Here is a 16,726-nt window from a genome sequence, read left to right as displayed (position 1 = left end):
TTATGCCGAGGCGCAACCGATTCAATGACCGCAACGCTCAGCCGCATTGACGCTCACGCTCAGACGAACGGTAGTCAGCTATGGGATTAACCGATTCAGGATGCGAAGTGTCTAGCAAACGGGCGCCCAACAAGCTGGCAATAGGCCTCATATCGTTTTAAGAGCATTTAATATCAACTCCATATTAAATGGATCTAAAGCAAGGGTGACGCGGGCTCTAATGTGAAGTTGTACGAAGTTGTCGTCGGGTTTTGCCGAGGCGCTCGTTCTACAGGAAGTGCAACGCCTTGCCGTCATGGAGCTATGCAGGCAGGCATCAGGAAATAACAAAAAAAGGCGGTCAGCCATGTTCAAACAATCGAAAGTTCGTCAAGCCGGGCTCATTCTATTCGCCACCACGCTGTTGTTGATTTTGCCGAACCTGACCAAGGTGATCGGCTAGTCGGTCTTTAGTAAATACGGCGTCGGGTTTTTTATATCGCCTCATTAAAAATGTGACTGGCTCGCTACCCGGGCCAGCGTGGGTGTGCCAACCTTTATGGCACTCCTACGACATGGACGGCGATCACTTGAAAACACTCATTCTGTTCGGGGCCCTGCTGCTGAGCACGCCCCTCCTTGCCGCACAGCTGGACCTGGAGCTGGGCGCGAACAGTCGCACCTGGCAGACCGAGGAATTGCTCAAGCATCCTCAGGTTCAGACCATCACCATCACCAACGACGTTTCCTACAAACGGGACATGAGCTATCGCGCTGTTCCCGTGGCGGCATTGTTGACGGGTATCAAGCCTGAGGATCACCTGCAAGCCGTGGCGCTGGACGGATTTGCGGCAGAGTTGTCGGCGGCGCCGCTGCTCAATGCCAAGGGTGCGCGGGCCTGGCTGGCGATTGAAGACCCGGCCAAACCCTGGCCGGCACTGTCCGAAGGCAAGCACAGTGCCGGGCCGTTCTATCTGGTCTGGACCGATCCGCAAGCGGGCAATATCAGTCCTGAGCAATGGCCGTTCGAAGTGGCGAGCATCAAACGCATGGCGCCGGTGGCCGAGCGCTTCCCTGCCCTGCTGCCCGACCCTGCGCTGGCGGCGGATGATCCGGTGAACCAGGGCTTTGCACTGTTTCAGAAGAACTGCCTGGCCTGTCATCGGCTCAATGGGGCCGGGGATGCGCAGTTCGGGCCGGACTTGAATATTCCGTTCAACCCGACCGAGTACTTCGGCGCGGATTTCCTCACGCGTTACATTCGTGACCCGCAGAGTTTGCGGCAGTGGCCGCAGGCGAAAATGCCCGGGTTTACGGCGGCTGTGTTGCCGGAGGCGGAACTGGAGATGTTGGTGGGGTATCTGAAGCATATGGCGGGGCGCAAAGTTAAGCCCTAAGCCTTTTGTCGTCTGGGCCGGCCTCTTCGCGAGCAAGCCCGCTCCCACATTTAATCTGCGTCGTACACAAATGCTGTGTTCATTGCAGATCAAATGTGGGAGCGGGCTTGCTCGCGAAGCCGGTTGCCCGGATTTTACTGTTGTTGCACCGAAATCACAGGCGCCAGCAGCGGCATCGGCGTTGGCGAAACGAACACCTTCGCATGCATCTGCTCACACCCGCCGCCCCGGCGCATGCCGCGCACCGGGCAGGCATCCAGGTAATCCAGGCCCACCGCCAGTTTCAGGTGGCGCTCGGGCCGGGCCAGTTCGTTGGTCACATCGAAGCTGTACCAGGCGTCATCGAGCCAGGCTTCCGCCCACGCGTGGCTGGCCAGGTGCTCGCAGTCCTCGCTGTACAGATAGCCCGACACATAACGCGAGGCAATCCCCAGGCTGCGGGCGCAGGCGAGGAAGGCATGGGTGTGGTCCTGGCACACGCCCGAACGCCCGGCGAAGGCCTGGGCGGCGCTGGTGTCCACGGCGGTGGAGCCCGGCGTGTAGGTCATGTACTGGTTCAAGCCATGCATCAGGTCGATCAGCGCCGTGCGATCCCGACGTTGCTTGCATTGCTTGCGGGCAAACGCGCGCAGGGCTTCGTCGGCTTCGGTCAACCGGGTGAAACGCAGGAACGGCAGCGCCGACTGGCTCTCATGCTCGGCTTCACGCAGCTCATCGATGTCCACCTGGCCCCGGGCACCAATGATGATGGCCTCGTGGGGCTCATCCATGGTCAGCACATGCAGGATATTGCCAAACGGGTCGAGTTGCGCGCGCACCGGACGCGGCAGGTCGAGTTGCCAGCTGAGCACATGCTGGCGTTCGCTGTCGTGGGGGGTCAGTCGCAGGTACTGGATGCTCGCCCGCACCTGATCTTCGTAGTGATAGGTGGTCTCGTGGCTAATGGAAAGTCTCATGCGGCCTCCAGGTAAGAGCTGTGAATGGCGTTGCCCAACTGGCGCACCAGCGGGATGAACTCGGTCAGCCAGGTGTGCAGGCCTTCGTCGAGAATTTCGCTGATACCGGTGTAGCGCAGGCGCGCGTCCATTTCCGCCGCCAGGCGTTGCGCAGGACGGCCGTTGGCCCCCGGCAGCTGGGCGAGAATCTGGTCGATCTCTTCGGTACAGGCCCGCAACGAACGCGGGACGTCGGCACGCAGTAGCAACAACTCGGCGACATGCCGGGCACCGGGCGCGTCGCGGTAGATCTCGGTGTAGGCCTCGAACGAGGACAAGGCCCTCAACAAGGCACTCCACTGGTAATAGGCGTGGGCCGTGCCGTCGCTGACCGCTTCGGCCTGGTCACCGGCCATTTCGTAGCGTGCATCGAGCAGGCGCAAGGTGTTGTCTGCCCGTTCGATGAAGGTCCCCAGACGAATGAAGCGGAACGCGTCGTTACGCATGATCGTGCCGTAGGACGCGCCGCGGAACAGGTGGGAACGCTCCTTGATCCACTCGCAGAATCGGCTCATGCCGTAGCGACTCAAACCCTGGTCGGCGATCCCGCGAATTTCCAGCCAGGTGGCGTTGATGTTTTCCCACATATCGGCGGTGATTCGCCCACGTACCGCATGGGCACTGGCCCGAGCGGCACCGAGGCAACTGTAGATGCTCGCCGGGTTGGCCGCGTCCAGGGCGAAGAAATGCAGCAGCCGCTCGGCATGCAGATCGCCATGGCGCTCCAGGTAATCGTCCAGGGTGCCGGTAATCAGCAACGGCATGGCGAGTTCGTGCAAACCGTCACCGCGACCATCCTGTGGCATCAGCGACAGCGAATAACTGATGTCGAGCATCCGGGCGAGGTTTTCCGCCCGCTCCAGGTAACGCGACATCCAATACAAATCCGAGGCAGTTCTACTTAACATGGCAGGCTTCCTTCAATCCTCGACCACCCAGGTGTCCTTGGTGCCGCCGCCCTGGGAGGAGTTCACCACCAGGGAGCCTTCACGCAGGGCGACACGGGTCAAACCACCGGGCACAACCCGGGTTTCGCGGCCAGACAATACAAACGGACGCAGGTCGATATGGCGTGGGGCGATGCCGTTTTCGACAAAAGTCGGACAGGTCGACAACGACAATGTCGGTTGCGCGATGTACGCGTGGGGCTTGGCTTTGATCCGCGCGCGGAAGGTTTCGATTTCCGCTGCCGTCGCCGCCGGCCCCACCAGCATTCCGTAGCCGCCTGAACCCTGGGTTTCCTTGACCACCAGCTCTGGAAGATTGGCCAGGACGTGGGACAACTCGGCCGGATTACGACACTGCCACGTCGGCACATTCTTCAGGATCGGCTCTTCGTCGAGGTAGAAGCGGATCATGTCCGTGACGAACGGATACACCGACTTGTCATCCGCTACCCCGGTGCCGATGGCATTCGCCAGGACCACGTTGCCGGAACGGTAGGACGACAACAGCCCCGGGACGCCGAGCATCGAGTCCGGGTTGAACGCCAGCGGGTCGAGGAAGGCATCGTCGAGGCGCCGGTAGATCACGTCGACGGCTTTCGGCCCATCCGTGGTGCGCATGAACACCTTATCGTCACGCACGAACAGGTCCGCGCCTTCCACCAGTTCGACGCCCATTTCCCGAGCAAGAAACGCATGTTCGAAAAACGCACTGTTGAAGCGGCCTGGCGTCAGCACCACCACACTCGGGTTATCGATCGGGCTGGAGCTTTTCAGGGTATCGAGCAACAGGTTCGGATAGTGGTCGATCGGTGCAATGCGTTGCGCCGCGAACAATTCGGGGAACAGACGCATCATCATCTTGCGGTCTTCGAGCATGTAGCTCACGCCGCTCGGTGTACGCAGGTTGTCTTCGAGCACGTAGTACGTGCCGTCGCCATCGCGTACCAGATCGACACCGGAAATGTGCGAATAGATATTCCGGTGCAGATCCAGCCCTTGCATCGCCAACTGGTATTGCTCGTTGGCCAGCACTTGCTCGGCCGGGATGATGCCGGCCTTGATGATGCGCTGGTCGTGATAGAGGTCGGCGAGGAACATGTTCAGCGCCTTGACCCGCTGGATACAGCCGCGTTCGACGACCCGCCATTCACTGGCGGGGATGCTGCGGGGGATGGTGTCAAAGGGAATCAGGCGCTCTGTCCCTTGCTCGTCACCGTAGAGCGTGAAGGTAATCCCGGCCCGATGAAACAGCAGATCGGCCTCGCGTCGCCGTTGGGCCAGAAGCTCATCAGGCGTTTCGGCCAGCCAACGGGCAAACTCCCGGTAATGCGGGCGGACCTGGCCGCCGGCATCATACATTTCATCAAAATAGGTGCGGATCATGCCGTACTCCTTGTCACCCGGACTTACAGGCCTTCGCAAGGCCCGTGCCATCGGCATAAACGCTTTGATATCAATCAGTTGGATAACGACGCCGGAATCACCGCACCAATCCTGTGCGGTAACTGCCCCAAGCTGATCGCCCCCGCCTCATTGCGAAGCAATGTCTTCGCCCATCAGCAGCATAGTCAAAGCAAAAACAAGAGCAAAAGAAGCCGCAAACGAAAACGGCCAACCCAAAGGTCAGCCGTTAGTGAATGTTGTCGCTGTTCATAATGTTATGCGAGTCGCCCTCGTACCTCCTGCTTGACGCCCCACCCTTCGATGATCCCGCCCAGAGGCTCCACCACTGCCTCGAAGTCCTGCTCGAAGTCGCCGATACCGTCGTAGGTGGCGTACATCACTTTACTCAGTTCCAGGTACCACGCGCCGTCATCGCGCACGCTGATCTGGGCATTCAAGGATTCACCGCAATAATGCCCTGCCGCCCTGCGCGCCCGCTCCTCGTCCGGGAAAATGGCGTAGAACTCGATGGGATGGAATCGTGAAAAGTCGAAACCGCCTTCTTTCATGCGGCGCAGCACGCTGCTGCTGATGTCTTCTTGATAGGCTGTGCTCATGAAACGTCCCCCTCAACTTGATGGATAGACTTTCCGTATTCCCGGCACACGCAACCGATTGGTGCGAGTGATGCGGCAACAAATTGCCGGTGGGAAGCAAGCATGTAGCTGACAAGACCAGACCTTAGCGATTCGTTCGCTGATCTCGCTTGCAGAGTATCCCCAAGATAGAGGCGCTGCCAAGGTCTGGTTGTTTCACGAATGTGCCAGGAAGTATTTCAGACGGGAGTAATGCCGAGGATTTGAATGCTGTTCTGGGTCTTGAGACTTTTGACGCTCGCATCAGCAGTGCGCCCTTCCAGATCATTCAGATCCAGTTCGGCAGCGACAGGCAGGAGACGGGCCTTGATCAGTTTGGCGGCATGCTCGTTGTCCGGGCATTCGTCGCACTCGAAGACTTCGTCGACTGTTTCACCATGATCATCCACGAAAGTGATTTTCCACTTTTGCATCAGTGCCTCCTCGAACAAACCCGCAAATGGGCTTACATGTATCTGGACTTGTACCCTGACTGATCGTTCAACGGGATTACAACGCGTCAGCCTGATGCTGACGAATTACCCTGTAGGAGCCGGCTTGCCGGCGAAGGCGGTGTGTCAGTCACATCGTAGGTGACTATCAGGCCGCCTTCGCTGGCAAGCCAGCTCCTACAAGGGTCGGTGTTGTTTGTGGGGACCGGTCAAACCCGCACATTACCCCGCGGTCCGGCGATGGCCCAGATAATCAGCCCCAGGACCGGCAACAGCAGGATCAACAGCACCCAGACGATTTTCATCCCGGTGCCGGTGCCACTTTTCAGCACGTTGATGATTGCCCAGATGTCCAGGGCAAGAATGATCAGGCCAACCAGACCATTGAACGTGGAACCCATGGTGTCGCTCCCTAAGAGTGGTGTGCACTCTTAGGATAGCTGTCCCGTGCGCGGGTTCCGTTTTATTCGGTCCAGGGTGGCGTCAGACGTGGATCGCCACTTTCAGGGCTTCCAGCGAAGGTGCGGCAGCGATGCCGACTTCAGCACACAACTCGAGCACCCGCGGTACGTCATTGCCGTAGACCAGCACCACTTGCAACTCGTCATCGAGCAACTGGCTGAAGTTCATCAGCACGTAGCCGCCGTTTTCCTTGTTCATGCTGCTCATCTGCACCTGAATGCGATTGAGCGCGGTCAGGGCTTCGGTCTTGGCCAGTTGCTTGGGTTTGATATTGAAATCAACGCCGGGGCCGAAGGAAGCAACGATCCGGGCGAACAGATCCATATAGCTGTCGGCCTGGAACAGCACGGTTTCCGGCAAGCTGCCGACGACCACCCACTCGCCCAGAGGCATCGGGAAGGTCTCGTCGTAGTTGATATCCGGGTTGGCCGCCAGGAAAGCCGTTGGATCGGCGTAGGCCTGGGCCGCTTCATCAGCGATTTTCAGGATTTCGTCATCGCTCATGCACCCGGAGCTGATTTTGCTGATGAGTTCGACGAGTGCGGCTTTCATGGGGCGGAATCCTGTAGCGAGGGAATTTTGAAGGCACGAAGGATAGCGCATTCCGCCCCGCCGTGGCTGCACGGGCGCGTTGCCGGGAATGTTGACCCACATCAAGGCCCGGCACGCTCGGTAGCGGCACAATAATGGCACCTTGCCGAAACTGTTTCCGCTATCAGAGAAAACCTCCATGGGTGCCTGGCTTAGCAATATCTCGTTGAAGTACAAATTCTGGGCGGTCAACGCCGTCGCTTTCGTCACCACCCTGTTGTTGGTGTTGTACGCCGTACAGCTTGAACAACAGTCGCGCAGCCATGACGCCCGGGCGTCGGCCCAGGCCCAGGCACGGCTGCTCGCCGCCTGGCCTGCCGGGCAACCGTTACCGCAGGCCGAACACCTGCTGACCTTCAACCCCGGGCAGGCGCCGCTGCTCAATGGCCAACCGGTACTGGAACTGGCCGATGCCAACGGCTGGGTCGAGATCAATGCCATGCCACTGCTCGGTGACAACCCATTGCTGGGCGCCGAGGTGTTCACCCGTACCGATGGCCAGCAGGTCGCGGCAATTGCCTATGGGCCGAGCCTGGTCCAGGTGTTCGGCGAACGTTTCACCCACTATGCGGTGGCGGTGATGATCCTGATGCTGGCAATGCTCGGGGCTTCGCAATTGTTGATCCGCTTCCTGCTCAGTCAGCTCAACACCTTGAAGGACGTGATGCTCCACGTCGAGAAAACCGGCGACCTGTCCGCCCGTGTCCCGCTGGCCTGCAACGACGAAGTCGGGCAGATGGCCAACGCGTTCAACGCGATGCAGGCGGGATACCAACGGGTGGTCGGCACCGTCGCCAGCACCGCCCGGCAACTGGATGTCGGCGCGGCGCGACTGGCGTCGAGCATGAACGAGGTGCGTGTCGGCATGCTTGGCCAGCAAAGCGAAACCGATCAGCCGCCACCTGCGATCAACGAAATGACCGCCACTGTCTACCACATCGCCCAGCACGCCGGCGCGACCCGCGATTTGTCGCAAACCGCCGATACCCTGGCCGGCAGCGGCCAGGCAGTGGTCAGCCGGGTGCAGCAGTCGATCAGCGGGTTGTCCGCCGGGGTGCAGCAGACGGCCGAGATGATTCAGCGCCTGGCCGAGGACAGCCAGAAGATCAACGGCGTGGTCGGGGTGATCCGCAGCATCGCCGAGCAGACCAATCTGCTGGCGCTGAATGCCGCGATCGAAGCGGCCCGGGCCGGTGAAATGGGACGCGGCTTTGCGGTGGTCGCCGATGAAGTGCGTAACCTGGCCAAGCGCGTGCAAACCTCCACCGACGAGATCACGCTCATGGTGACCGCGTTGCAGGCCGGGACGCGGGACGCGGTGGATTTCATGCAGGAAAGCTCGTTCAAGGCCGATGATTGCGTGCAACAGGCCCAGGAGGCCGGTGCAGCCTTGGCCGACATCACCCGCGCGGTGGCACAGATGCGCGAAAGCAACACGCAGATCGCGGTAGCGGCCGAGCAGCAGAGTCAGGTGGCGGAGGAAATGAATCGGGCGGTGGTGAGCATTCGGGATGTGACCGAGAACACGGTGCAGCAGACGGTGGGGTCGGCGACGACCAGCAATGAACTGGCGGCGCTGGCGGGGGAATTGAACAGGGCCATAGGGCAGCTCAAGCTGTAACGCCCCCTTCGTCCGCCCGGTCACCATCGATATCGCGCATGATCCCTATCACTTCGATAGCCACCTTTGATTCGTCGCCCGCTGGCGCCAGGCCTATCCTTCAATCATGTGTTGAACACGGATCGAGGATCGGCATCATGGGCAAACGTCACCCCAACCTACCCGCCTGGCAATGGCGAGCGTACCCGAACAATCATCAGCACCCGACCAACCTGGTGTTGCACCTGATCGCCGTGCCGCTGTTCATCGTCGGTGTCCTGCTGATTGTCTGCGGGGTGTTCAGCCTGAACCTGGGCAATTTCGCCATCGGCATTATCGGCCTGTTGGCTGCGTTGGGCCTGCAACGCCATGGTCACAGCCTGGAAGCCCAAGCCTCCGAGCCGTTCAGCGATCGCAAGGATGCCGTATCACGCTTGCTGGTCGAGCAATTCCTGACCTTTCCCCGGTTCTTCCTGAGCGGCGGCTGGTGGCGCGCCTGGCGTGAGCGCCACCGTCGTCACTGATTCAGGCAAAAATGGTCACGGTCTGGCGGCTCATGGCGATCAACTGGCCATCTGCGCTCCACAGTTTCGCGGCGGCATGACCGTAGCCGTCAGCGGCGTGTTCGATTTCAACCAGGTATTGGCACCAGTCCAGCGTGCTCAGCTCGAGCAACGGTTGAACGAATTCGATGGTCCAGGTCAGCGTACTGCCCATCGCCGGTTTGTTCAGGTGCGGCAACAGCGCCGGCGGCCAGGCGTCGACCAATGCCAGGATATGCGACTCACTGACCGCCTCTGCCTTCACGTCCCCGCGCAAACGCACCCAGCCGCCCATCTCGCGGGATTTGTTACCGGTGAACGGCAGTCCGCCGACACTCCAGCGCATCGCCAGATGACGCATGAACTCCGGGGTCACGCCTTTGATGTAAGGCAACTCCTGGCACTCGTCCCAGTGTTTCATCTGCGGTGCCGGGTCGGCGCTCACAGCCACTTCGGACGGACGCGAGGCACCGAAACTGCCCTGGATCAGCGTCACGACCTGGCCCTTCTGCATCGCCCGGCCCAATACCTGGCTCACGGCCTTGCCTTCACGCAACACATCGACTTCAAAGCTGACCGGCACTTCGGGCTCGACCGGCCCGACAAAGGTGATCGCCAGCGAACGCACCGGACGATCCGCCGGCACCTTGGCGCGCATGGCTTCGTATTGCAAAGCGGCCACCAGGCCCCCGAAGCTGGCCCGCCCTTGCGCCCATTCGGCCGGGATAGACAGCTCGCGCGGCTGGCTGCGGACGGTGTCGAGCAGATCGGAAAAGCGCATGGAAACCTCAAGAACGGGAAAAGGATGCAGGGATCTTAACCAGCCGGCGCGGACGGCACAGGGCTTATTCTGGCCAAAGAGGCTGACAGATAGGCCGCACTCGGTTTAAACACCGTCTTCATGCCCAACACAAAACCAGATGTAGGAGCTGGCTTGCCAGCGAAAGCGGTGTCACAGGCAACAATAATGTTGAATTTGACGGCCTCTTCGCTGGCAAGCCAGCTCCTACAGGAGTTTATGTATGCCCATTTGTTGTGGTTAGCCCCGAGATGTTCGGGTTTTCAGGATTTGAAACAGGCGGAGTCGAGTTTATCGAGAACTCGATCGGCGCGGGCTTCAGCCTTGGCCAAATCAGTTTTCCAGCCCGCCACACAGGGTTGCAAATCCGCTTCCTCTTCGGCCCTGGCCAGCCATTGCCAGCAATCGTGCCAATCGCCCAAGGCGCCCTGGGCGGACTTCAACCTGGGCATGGCCGCCTTCGGTAAACGGTCCAGCTCGGGATAGGCTTCGATGCCATAACGCACGCGCTTGATCAGCAGGCGCAGACGATGGCGATCATGGGCCGGGTCATGCAGCGCCTTATCCAGTTTTTTCCATTGTTTGGCCAGGCGTTTTTCAATGTGCGCGCGCAGGCCCTTGAGCAAGTTTTGTCGCTGGGAGGCGCGCAAAAACCGCGGAAACGCGTCGAGCATCATCAGCAACTGCGCCAACTGGGGACTGGCCGCCACCGCCGGATAGGCCTCGGCCATTTGTGCCATGCGCCGGTGCGCCGCCTCCGGTTGATCATGCTCGAGCAAGTACGCGGCCAAGACTTCGCGATCGCGCAATGGCGTTGAAAGATCACCGACCGCGGACGCCGCCGCTTCCAGCTGTTCGACGCCGGGCAAGCCACGCAATGGCCGCAGCAGACTGCGCAAACGGCGAACCGTGGTGCGCAGGTCATGCAAGGCTTCAGGGTCGGTACGGGCACTCAGGCGCGCCTGGCAGGCCAGCACACGAACTTCCAGGCCCAGGATCCGAACCACTAACCGATCAACCAACGCAGACATCATTTAGCTCCCCGAATTTTCCCAGGCGCCCATCATGCCTCAACGGCCGGCGCGCGACTCACGAATATAAAAACGCGCCCGCTCGGCTTTCTTGGAGCAGCCTTCGAACGCTTCAAACTGCTGTTGAGTCTTGGCGCCGGTCAACAGCGACAGCGCCTTGGAGTAACTGACGGTCCCGGCAAACCCTTCAGCCTTGGCCAGGTCCAGTTCGTGCCACGCGGCATCGATTCCAGTGGCGCAGCTGTCGCGATAGGCGGTTTTGCCGGCGCATCCGGCGAGTGCCAGCGCAATCAGGGGCACACAGATCCAGGCTTTCATCACTCACACCTCAAAGATAGGTAAACAATTGTGCATGTAAGACGGTATGGCGCGGGAAAAGTGCCTTGACCCCGTCACGGAAACGACAGCGTTGGGAAGAATACCCATCTGCCGCCATGGAGTGTCGAAAAAACGACGCGAATGCCCCGCCGGGCGACCTTGGCGATTGAAGCGCGGCCCTCGATGGGTGCATTGTTGAACCTTGTCAGACGAGGGCGGTTCATGAAAAAGCGTGTCGCATTGGTGCTGGGCTCAGGTGGAGCCCGGGGCTATGCCCATATCGGAGTCATTGAAGAGATCGAGCGACGTGGCTACGACATCGCCTGCATCGCCGGTTGCTCCATGGGCGCCGTGGTCGGCGGGATCTACGCCGCCGGCAAACTCGACGAATATCGCGACTGGATCGAGAGCCTCGATTACCTGGATGTGTTGCGCCTGGTCGACGTCAGTTTCCGCCTGGGCGCGATTCGTGGAGAAAAAGTCTTCGGGCAAATCCGGAAGATCGTCGGCGAAATCAACATCGAGGACCTGCGCATTCCCTACACCGCAGTAGCCACCGACCTGACCAACCAGCAGGAAATCTGGTTCCAGGAAGGTTGCCTGCACCAGGCCATGCGCGCCTCGGCGGCGATCCCCAGCCTGTTCACCCCGGTGATGCAAGGTAACCGCATGCTGGTGGACGGCGGGATCCTCAACCCTTTGCCCATCGTGCCGGTGGTGTCGAGTCATTGCGACCTGATCATCGCGGTCAACCTCAACTCCACCAACCAGCGCCACTACCAACTGCCGGTGATCCAGCGCCCGGCCGCGTTCAAGACCCGTTTCGACAGCCTGATCAATTCGTTGGGATCGAAATTGCCATTTCGCCGCAAACAGGCGGAACAATTGCTGCTGCTGGAAAAGGAAGCGTTGCTGGCGGAGGCTGCCGAGATCAATCCCTGGATCGAATCCGCCGAACCCGAAGCCCAGCAACCGGCGGCCGCGCCTGAACGTGACGGCGCGCCGAAGTCCGCCACCGGTTCGTTCATCATCGACAACGTGGGCCCGGCCTCGTTGCTGGATTTGATCAACCAGAGTTTCGAGGTGATGCAGACCTCGTTGGCGCAGTACAAGATCGCCGGTTATCCGCCGGATATCCTGATCAACGTACCGAAGCGGGTGTGCCGGTTTTTCGAGTTCTACAAGGCGCCGGAGCTGATCGCGCTGGGGCGGGAGATTGCGCGGGATACGCTGGACCGGTATGAGAACGACCAGAAGCGCGATTCCTGAAGTTCTCGGTTGACTGTCAGGCCCCTTTCGCGAGCAAGCTCGCACACATTGGATCTGTGGATGCTGAAGATCCCCTGTGTGCGAGCTTGCTCCGGGCGGCGTTCCGGCGATGAGGCCGGAACATTCAACACAGAACTAAAGGCTATCCTCACTCAAAAGCCGATACCCCACCCCCGCCTCGGTCACGATAAACCGCGGCCGGGTCGGATCATCCGCCAGCTTCTGCCGCAGATGCCCCACCACAATCCGCAAATAATGACTGTCTTCGGTATGGGTCGGCCCCCAGATGTCCTTGAGCAATTGCTGCTGGGTGATGACCCGTCCCGGATGCCGTGCCAGTTGCGCCAGCACCGCGTATTCCTTGCGGGTCAACCCCACTTCGCTGCCATCGAGCAGCACCCGGCGATACGCCAGGTCCACGGTCAAGGGGCCGAACGTCAGTGCCGCCTGTTGGGCTTCACCGGTCGGGGCCTGACGCAACAAGGCGCGGACCCGCGCCAGGAACTCCTGGATGCCGAACGGCTTGGTCACATAGTCGTTGGCACCGCCATCGAGGGCCTCGACTTTCTGCCCTTCGCTGGCACGCACCGACAGCACCAGCACCGGCACCGTCGACCATTGTCGAAACTCGCGCAGCACCTGCTGACCGTCCATGTCCGGCAAACCGAGGTCGAGCACCAGCAAGTCCGGTTTGTTCAGCGCGGCCTGCGCCAGCCCCTCGGTGCCGCTGCCGGCTTCCAGCACTTTGTAGCCCTGGGAAGCGAGGCTGATGCGCAGGAATTTGCGGATTTGCGGTTCGTCGTCAATGACCAAAATGGTCGCGGTCTGGCTCATGGTTTTCGATCGCGGCAAGGTGAGAGGCAAAGGGTATCAGGCTTCACTTTCAAAGCTCGGTTGTTCCTGCACCGGCAAGTGCAGGGTGATACAGGTGCCGCGCCCTTCGATGCCGTCGGCGACGCTGATCCGCCCGCCATGGGCACCGACCATGCCCTGACAGATGGCCAGCCCCAGCCCCGTGCCCTGTCCGCCACGATCGCCTCGCGCCGCGGTGTAGAACATGTCGAAAATTTTCGCTCGCTCCTCCTCCGGAATCCCCGGGCCTTCATCGCTCACCGCAAAAAACAGCTCGCTGTCGTCGGCGCCGACGCGCAATTGCAGGCGCCCGTGAGCCGGTGAAAAGCGTGCCGCGTTTTCCAGCACGTTGACCAGCGCCTGTTCGATCAGCGCGGCGTGGACAAACAGCAGCGGCAACTGCGCGGGCACCTCGGTGCTGACCTGCAACGGTGCCAGCACCGCGCGCAGGCGATTGAGCGCACTGCCGACGATGTCGGCCGGCGATACCCAGTCGCGTGCCAGCTTCAGGGCGCCATGACCGAGACGGGTCATGTCCAGCAGGTTCTGGATGTAGCGATCGAGGCGTTCGGCCTCATCGCGCGTGCCTTCGAGCAGCTCCCGGCGATCCTCCAGCGGGATGGCCTCCCCGAGGGCCAACAGGCTGTCGATGCTGCCGCGCATCGAGGTCAGCGGCGTGCGCAAATCATGGGACACCGACGCCAGCAAGGCACTGCGCAGTTGTTCGGTTTCGCCGTGCAGCCGCGCCGCTTCCAGGTCCTCGGCCAATTGCGCACGGGCCAGCGCCTGGGCCAGCGGCTGGCTCAATGCGGTCAACAAACGCCGACGCTGGCCGCTCAAGGTCTGGCCTTCCCTGGCACACACACCCAGCAGCGCCAACGGCCCATCCTCCACCGACAGCGGCCACCACCACCATCGGCCCAACGGTAACGTGCCGGTGCCTGCGCCAGCCGGCTGATCGTGTTGCCAGGCCCAATCGGCAGCGGCGCGTTCGGCTTCGGAAAACTCCAGCGGCCCACCGGTTTCGACTGTCCAGCCACTGTCCCCGTCGCGATCGAGCAGGCACACCTTCAGATCGGTCCAGCCGTTGAGGTGCTGGGCCGCCGCGCTGACCACGGCCTGGCGATCGGTGGCGGCCGTGAGCTTGCGCGACAGGTCGAGCAGTTCCGTGGTCTCTTCCTGGGTGTCGCGCAATGCCTGCAATTGCCGGCGCTGCCGGGCCGCAAGGTTACCGGTGAGCGCCGCCATCAGCAGGAAGAACAGCAAGGTCAGGACGTCTTCTTCGCGCTGGATGCTAAGAGAGAAATTCGGCGGAATGAACAGAAAATCATAGGTCAGAAACGACAGCGCCGCACAGGCCAGCGCCGGCCCGAGGCTGCTGCGCACCGCCACCAGCAATACGGCGGCGAGGAACACCAGTGAGATGTTCGGCAACGGCAGCACACTCGCCACGGCCCAGGCCAGCGCACTGGCCAACACCGTCGCCACGACCGCCAGGGCGTAGTCGAACCAGACCAGCGACTGCACCGAACGCTGGCGCGGTTGATGCGCTTCCTGATCACTGTCGAGGACGTTGATTTCCAGGCCGCGGGCATTGCGCAGCAAGCGCGATGCCAGGCCACCGCCGAACAGGCGCCGATGCCAACGCTGCCGGGACTGGCCCACCAGCACCAGGCTGGCACGACGTTCGGCGGCGTGCTGGATCAGGGTTTTCGCCACTTCGCCGGCGCGCAGCAGCACCACTTCGCCACCGAGACGCTCCGCCAGTTGCTGGGCGCTTTGCAGGCGCAGGCGCGATTGCTCGTCGCGCACGCGGCCGTTATCCACATGCACCAGACTCCACGGCAGATGCCGCCGCTGCGCACGCGGCTGGCGTGACGCACCAGGCGTTCGGCCTGGGCATCGCCATCGACGCCCACCAGCAAACGACCGCGCACCGCCGGTGCCGCCTGGCCGAGCTGGCGATAGCCCTGGGCCAGATCATTGTCGACCTGGGCGGCAGCGGTCTGCATCGCCAGTTCGCGCAGGGCGGTGAGGTTGGTCTGGGTAAAGAACGCATCGATGGCCGCCCGCGCCTGCTCCGGCACGTAGACCTTGCCCTCGCGCAGGCGCTCGAGCAGCTCGCGCGGCGGCAGATCGACCAGCAGCAATTCGTAGGCCTCTTGCAACACCCAGTCCGGCAAGGTTTCCCGAACCTGCACGCCGGTGATGCCACGCACCTGGTCGTTGAGGCTTTCCAGGTGCTGGACGTTGACCGTGGTGAACACGTCGATGCCGGCGGCAAGCAGCTCCTGGATATCTTGCCAGCGCTTGGCGTGGCGACTGCCGGGGGCGTTGCTGTGGGCCAGTTCATCCACCAGCGCCAGTTTCGGCCGGGCCGCGAGCAAGCCGTCGAGGTCCATTTCTTCGAGCATTACCCCACGGTATTCCGAGCGCACCAGAGGCTGCTGCGGCAAGCTGCCGAGCAGTGCCTCGGTTTCGGCGCGGCCATGGGTCTCGACCACCCCGGCGATGACTTTGACCCCCTGACGCAGTTGGCTGTGGGCTGCCTGCAACATGGCGTAGGTCTTGCCGACACCGGGCGCGGCGCCGAGAAAAACCTTGAGCCGGCCACGTCCATCCCGGGGCAGGTCTGCTAACAGCGCGTCGGCGCGGCCGGAGTTGCTCATGCTTGAAGCTCACTTTATTCAGAGATTAATGCAGTGGCTGTCAGGGCCTCTTCGCGGGCAAGCCCGCTCCCACAGGGGACAATGGTGGATACAAAATTTGTGACCACTATTGATCCCTGTGGGAGCGGGCTTGCCCGCGAATGCGCCACTACCGGTTTACAGCTTATCCAGCGCCCTGTTCAGCGCCAACACATTCACCACGGCGGCCCCACCAACGGCTGCTCGATGTGCGCCTCCAGCAACTGCTGCAGCGCAGTCACCGGCAAATGGCGCGCCGCCGCCACTCGCGCCAGTTGATAGGCAATCGCCGCCGGTGGCAAGTGTGGATCAAGGCCGCTGCCAGAAGTGGTCAGCAGCGCCAACGGCACCGCGCCCTGGCCGGGCACCAACAGTTTATTGGCCTCATCGATCACCCGCGTGGCCAGGGCCGGGTTGCTCGGCGCGAGGTTGCTCGCGCTGCTCGACACGGTGGCAAATGCACCGGCCGATGGCCGCGGATGGAACCAGGCGTCACCGGCGAAATCCTGGGCGATCAACGCCGAGCCACGGACCTTGCCGTCGGCGTCACGAACCAGGCTGCCATTGGCCTGATCCGGGAACGCGACCTGGGCGACACCGGTGACGACCAAGGGGTAGGCGACGCCGGTGATCAGGGTCATCAGGACCAACAGGCTCAGGGCCGGACGTATCATAGTGGACATTTCAAACTCCTCGAATTCATGGATACCCCCTGTAGGAGCGAGCTTGCTCGCGAAGAACCAGAGGGTGCCGCGTTCATCCAGACAGTACGCGTTATCGTTAACGC

Annotated in this window: 15 protein-coding genes and 3 pseudogenes; 5 read left to right on the top strand and 13 right to left on the bottom strand. The window is 61.5% G+C overall.

Annotation, left to right across the window (positions count from 1 at the left end; genetic code table 11):
* Positions 1-554 precede the first annotated feature (554 nt).
* Entirely contained in the window at positions 555-1,376 is an 822-nt protein-coding gene (locus BZ163_RS26655) for a cytochrome c (protein ID WP_128873373.1), read from the top strand.
* 134 nt (positions 1,377-1,510) lie between these two features.
* Here the strand turns inward: BZ163_RS26655 and BZ163_RS26650 are convergent, their stop codons facing one another.
* From BZ163_RS26650 to BZ163_RS26620, 7 genes are all read right to left on the bottom strand, one after another.
* A complete protein-coding gene (locus tag BZ163_RS26650) occupies positions 1,511-2,332 on the bottom strand; it encodes a transglutaminase family protein (RefSeq protein ID WP_128873372.1) in 822 nt (273 codons plus the stop codon).
* The gene (locus BZ163_RS26645) at positions 2,329-3,279 is read right to left on the bottom strand and encodes an alpha-E domain-containing protein (RefSeq protein WP_128873371.1); all 951 of its coding nucleotides are present in this window, start codon (positions 3,277-3,279) and stop codon (positions 2,329-2,331) included. The genes BZ163_RS26650 and BZ163_RS26645 overlap by 4 nt, the downstream gene beginning before the upstream one ends.
* 12 nt (positions 3,280-3,291) lie before the next feature.
* Complete coding sequence (locus BZ163_RS26640) at positions 3,292-4,701, bottom strand: circularly permuted type 2 ATP-grasp protein (protein WP_128873370.1); 1,410 nt, start codon at positions 4,699-4,701, stop codon at positions 3,292-3,294.
* 275 nt (positions 4,702-4,976) lie between these two features.
* The gene (locus BZ163_RS26635; protein ID WP_064678940.1) at positions 4,977-5,318 is read right to left on the bottom strand and encodes a ribonuclease E inhibitor RraB; all 342 of its coding nucleotides are present in this window, start codon (positions 5,316-5,318) and stop codon (positions 4,977-4,979) included.
* Between the two features lie 218 nt (positions 5,319-5,536).
* The gene (locus BZ163_RS26630) at positions 5,537-5,770 is read right to left on the bottom strand and encodes a hypothetical protein (RefSeq protein ID WP_128873369.1); all 234 of its coding nucleotides are present in this window, start codon (positions 5,768-5,770) and stop codon (positions 5,537-5,539) included.
* A gap of 227 nt (positions 5,771-5,997) precedes the next feature.
* Positions 5,998-6,189, bottom strand: coding sequence for a PLDc N-terminal domain-containing protein (locus BZ163_RS26625; protein ID WP_128873368.1), 192 nt, complete (start codon positions 6,187-6,189; stop codon positions 5,998-6,000).
* Positions 6,190-6,271: 82 nt separating this feature from the next.
* Positions 6,272-6,802 (bottom strand): hypothetical protein, encoded by a 531-nt coding sequence (locus BZ163_RS26620; protein ID WP_128873367.1) that lies wholly within the window; start codon positions 6,800-6,802, stop codon positions 6,272-6,274.
* Between the two features lie 178 nt (positions 6,803-6,980).
* On the opposite strand from BZ163_RS26620, the pseudogene BZ163_RS36605 reads away from it, so the two are divergent.
* The 3 genes and pseudogenes from BZ163_RS36605 to BZ163_RS26610 all read left to right on the top strand — a co-directional run.
* Positions 6,981-7,544 (top strand): annotated as a pseudogene (locus BZ163_RS36605) (methyl-accepting chemotaxis protein); the annotation flags it as partial.
* 33 nt (positions 7,545-7,577) lie between these two features.
* Complete coding sequence (locus BZ163_RS36600; protein ID WP_371916834.1) at positions 7,578-8,462, top strand: methyl-accepting chemotaxis protein; 885 nt, start codon at positions 7,578-7,580, stop codon at positions 8,460-8,462.
* A gap of 137 nt (positions 8,463-8,599) precedes the next feature.
* Positions 8,600-8,965, top strand: a complete 366-nt coding sequence (locus BZ163_RS26610; RefSeq protein WP_128873365.1) for an Mpo1-like protein — start codon at positions 8,600-8,602, stop codon at positions 8,963-8,965.
* Position 8,966: 1 nt separating this feature from the next.
* On the opposite strand, the gene BZ163_RS26605 is transcribed toward BZ163_RS26610, so the two are convergent.
* The 3 genes from BZ163_RS26605 to BZ163_RS26595 all read right to left on the bottom strand — a co-directional run bounded on the left by BZ163_RS26605 (position 8,967) and on the right by BZ163_RS26595 (position 11,131).
* Entirely contained in the window at positions 8,967-9,764 is a 798-nt protein-coding gene (locus BZ163_RS26605; RefSeq protein ID WP_128873364.1) for an acyl-CoA thioesterase II, read from the bottom strand.
* A gap of 281 nt (positions 9,765-10,045) precedes the next feature.
* A complete protein-coding gene (locus tag BZ163_RS26600; protein WP_128873363.1) occupies positions 10,046-10,813 on the bottom strand; it encodes a CHAD domain-containing protein in 768 nt (255 codons plus the stop codon).
* 39 nt (positions 10,814-10,852) lie between these two features.
* Positions 10,853-11,131 carry a hypothetical protein gene (locus tag BZ163_RS26595; RefSeq protein ID WP_128873362.1) on the bottom strand — a complete coding sequence of 93 codons (279 nt, stop codon included), beginning with the start codon at positions 11,129-11,131 and terminating at the stop codon, positions 10,853-10,855.
* A gap of 222 nt (positions 11,132-11,353) precedes the next feature.
* On the opposite strand from BZ163_RS26595, the gene BZ163_RS26590 reads away from it, so the two are divergent.
* Positions 11,354-12,400 (top strand): patatin-like phospholipase family protein, encoded by a 1,047-nt coding sequence (locus BZ163_RS26590; RefSeq protein ID WP_128873361.1) that lies wholly within the window; start codon positions 11,354-11,356, stop codon positions 12,398-12,400.
* Between the two features lie 135 nt (positions 12,401-12,535).
* Here BZ163_RS26590 and BZ163_RS26585 read toward each other — a convergent pair whose 3' ends face one another.
* From BZ163_RS26585 to kdpC, 3 genes and pseudogenes are all read right to left on the bottom strand, one after another.
* The gene (locus BZ163_RS26585) at positions 12,536-13,234 is read right to left on the bottom strand and encodes a response regulator (protein WP_128873360.1); all 699 of its coding nucleotides are present in this window, start codon (positions 13,232-13,234) and stop codon (positions 12,536-12,538) included.
* 36 nt (positions 13,235-13,270) lie between these two features.
* Positions 13,271-15,921 (bottom strand): annotated as a pseudogene (locus BZ163_RS26580) (DUF4118 domain-containing protein).
* A 156-nt stretch (positions 15,922-16,077) separates the two neighbouring features.
* Positions 16,078-16,622: pseudogene (gene kdpC / locus BZ163_RS26575) on the bottom strand (potassium-transporting ATPase subunit KdpC).
* Between the last annotated feature and the right edge of the window lie 104 nt (positions 16,623-16,726).

Origin of the sequence: Pseudomonas sp. VI4.1 (assembly GCF_002029345.1) — a bacterium.
Lineage (GTDB): Bacteria > Pseudomonadota > Gammaproteobacteria > Pseudomonadales > Pseudomonadaceae > Aquipseudomonas.
Note: the sequence above shows the minus strand (reverse complement) of the source record. Positions and strands in the feature narration are given on the sequence as shown.

Bases quoted from the DNA above. Each gene is read 5' to 3' on its own strand.
- BZ163_RS26645 (WP_128873371.1), bottom strand. From the start codon at position 3,279: ATGTTAAGTAGAACTGCCTCGGATTTGTATTGGATGTCGCGTTACCTG.
- BZ163_RS26600 (WP_128873363.1), bottom strand. From the start codon at position 10,813: ATGTCTGCGTTGGTTGATCGGTTAGTGGTTCGGATCCTGGGCCTGGAA.
- BZ163_RS26585 (WP_128873360.1), bottom strand. From the start codon at position 13,234: ATGAGCCAGACCGCGACCATTTTGGTCATTGACGACGAACCGCAAATC.
- BZ163_RS26625 (WP_128873368.1), bottom strand. From the start codon at position 6,189: ATGGGTTCCACGTTCAATGGTCTGGTTGGCCTGATCATTCTTGCCCTG.
- BZ163_RS26650 (WP_128873372.1), bottom strand. From the start codon at position 2,332: ATGAGACTTTCCATTAGCCACGAGACCACCTATCACTACGAAGATCAG.
- BZ163_RS26605 (WP_128873364.1), bottom strand. From the start codon at position 9,764: ATGCGCTTTTCCGATCTGCTCGACACCGTCCGCAGCCAGCCGCGCGAG.
- BZ163_RS26630 (WP_128873369.1), bottom strand. From the start codon at position 5,770: ATGCAAAAGTGGAAAATCACTTTCGTGGATGATCATGGTGAAACAGTC.
- BZ163_RS26655 (WP_128873373.1), top strand. From the start codon at position 555: ATGGACGGCGATCACTTGAAAACACTCATTCTGTTCGGGGCCCTGCTG.
- BZ163_RS36600 (WP_371916834.1), top strand. From the start codon at position 7,578: ATGGCCAACGCGTTCAACGCGATGCAGGCGGGATACCAACGGGTGGTC.
- BZ163_RS26595 (WP_128873362.1), bottom strand. From the start codon at position 11,131: ATGAAAGCCTGGATCTGTGTGCCCCTGATTGCGCTGGCACTCGCCGGA.
- BZ163_RS26635 (WP_064678940.1), bottom strand. From the start codon at position 5,318: ATGAGCACAGCCTATCAAGAAGACATCAGCAGCAGCGTGCTGCGCCGC.
- BZ163_RS26620 (WP_128873367.1), bottom strand. From the start codon at position 6,802: ATGAAAGCCGCACTCGTCGAACTCATCAGCAAAATCAGCTCCGGGTGC.
- BZ163_RS26640 (WP_128873370.1), bottom strand. From the start codon at position 4,701: ATGATCCGCACCTATTTTGATGAAATGTATGATGCCGGCGGCCAGGTC.
- BZ163_RS26610 (WP_128873365.1), top strand. From the start codon at position 8,600: ATGGGCAAACGTCACCCCAACCTACCCGCCTGGCAATGGCGAGCGTAC.
- BZ163_RS26590 (WP_128873361.1), top strand. From the start codon at position 11,354: ATGAAAAAGCGTGTCGCATTGGTGCTGGGCTCAGGTGGAGCCCGGGGC.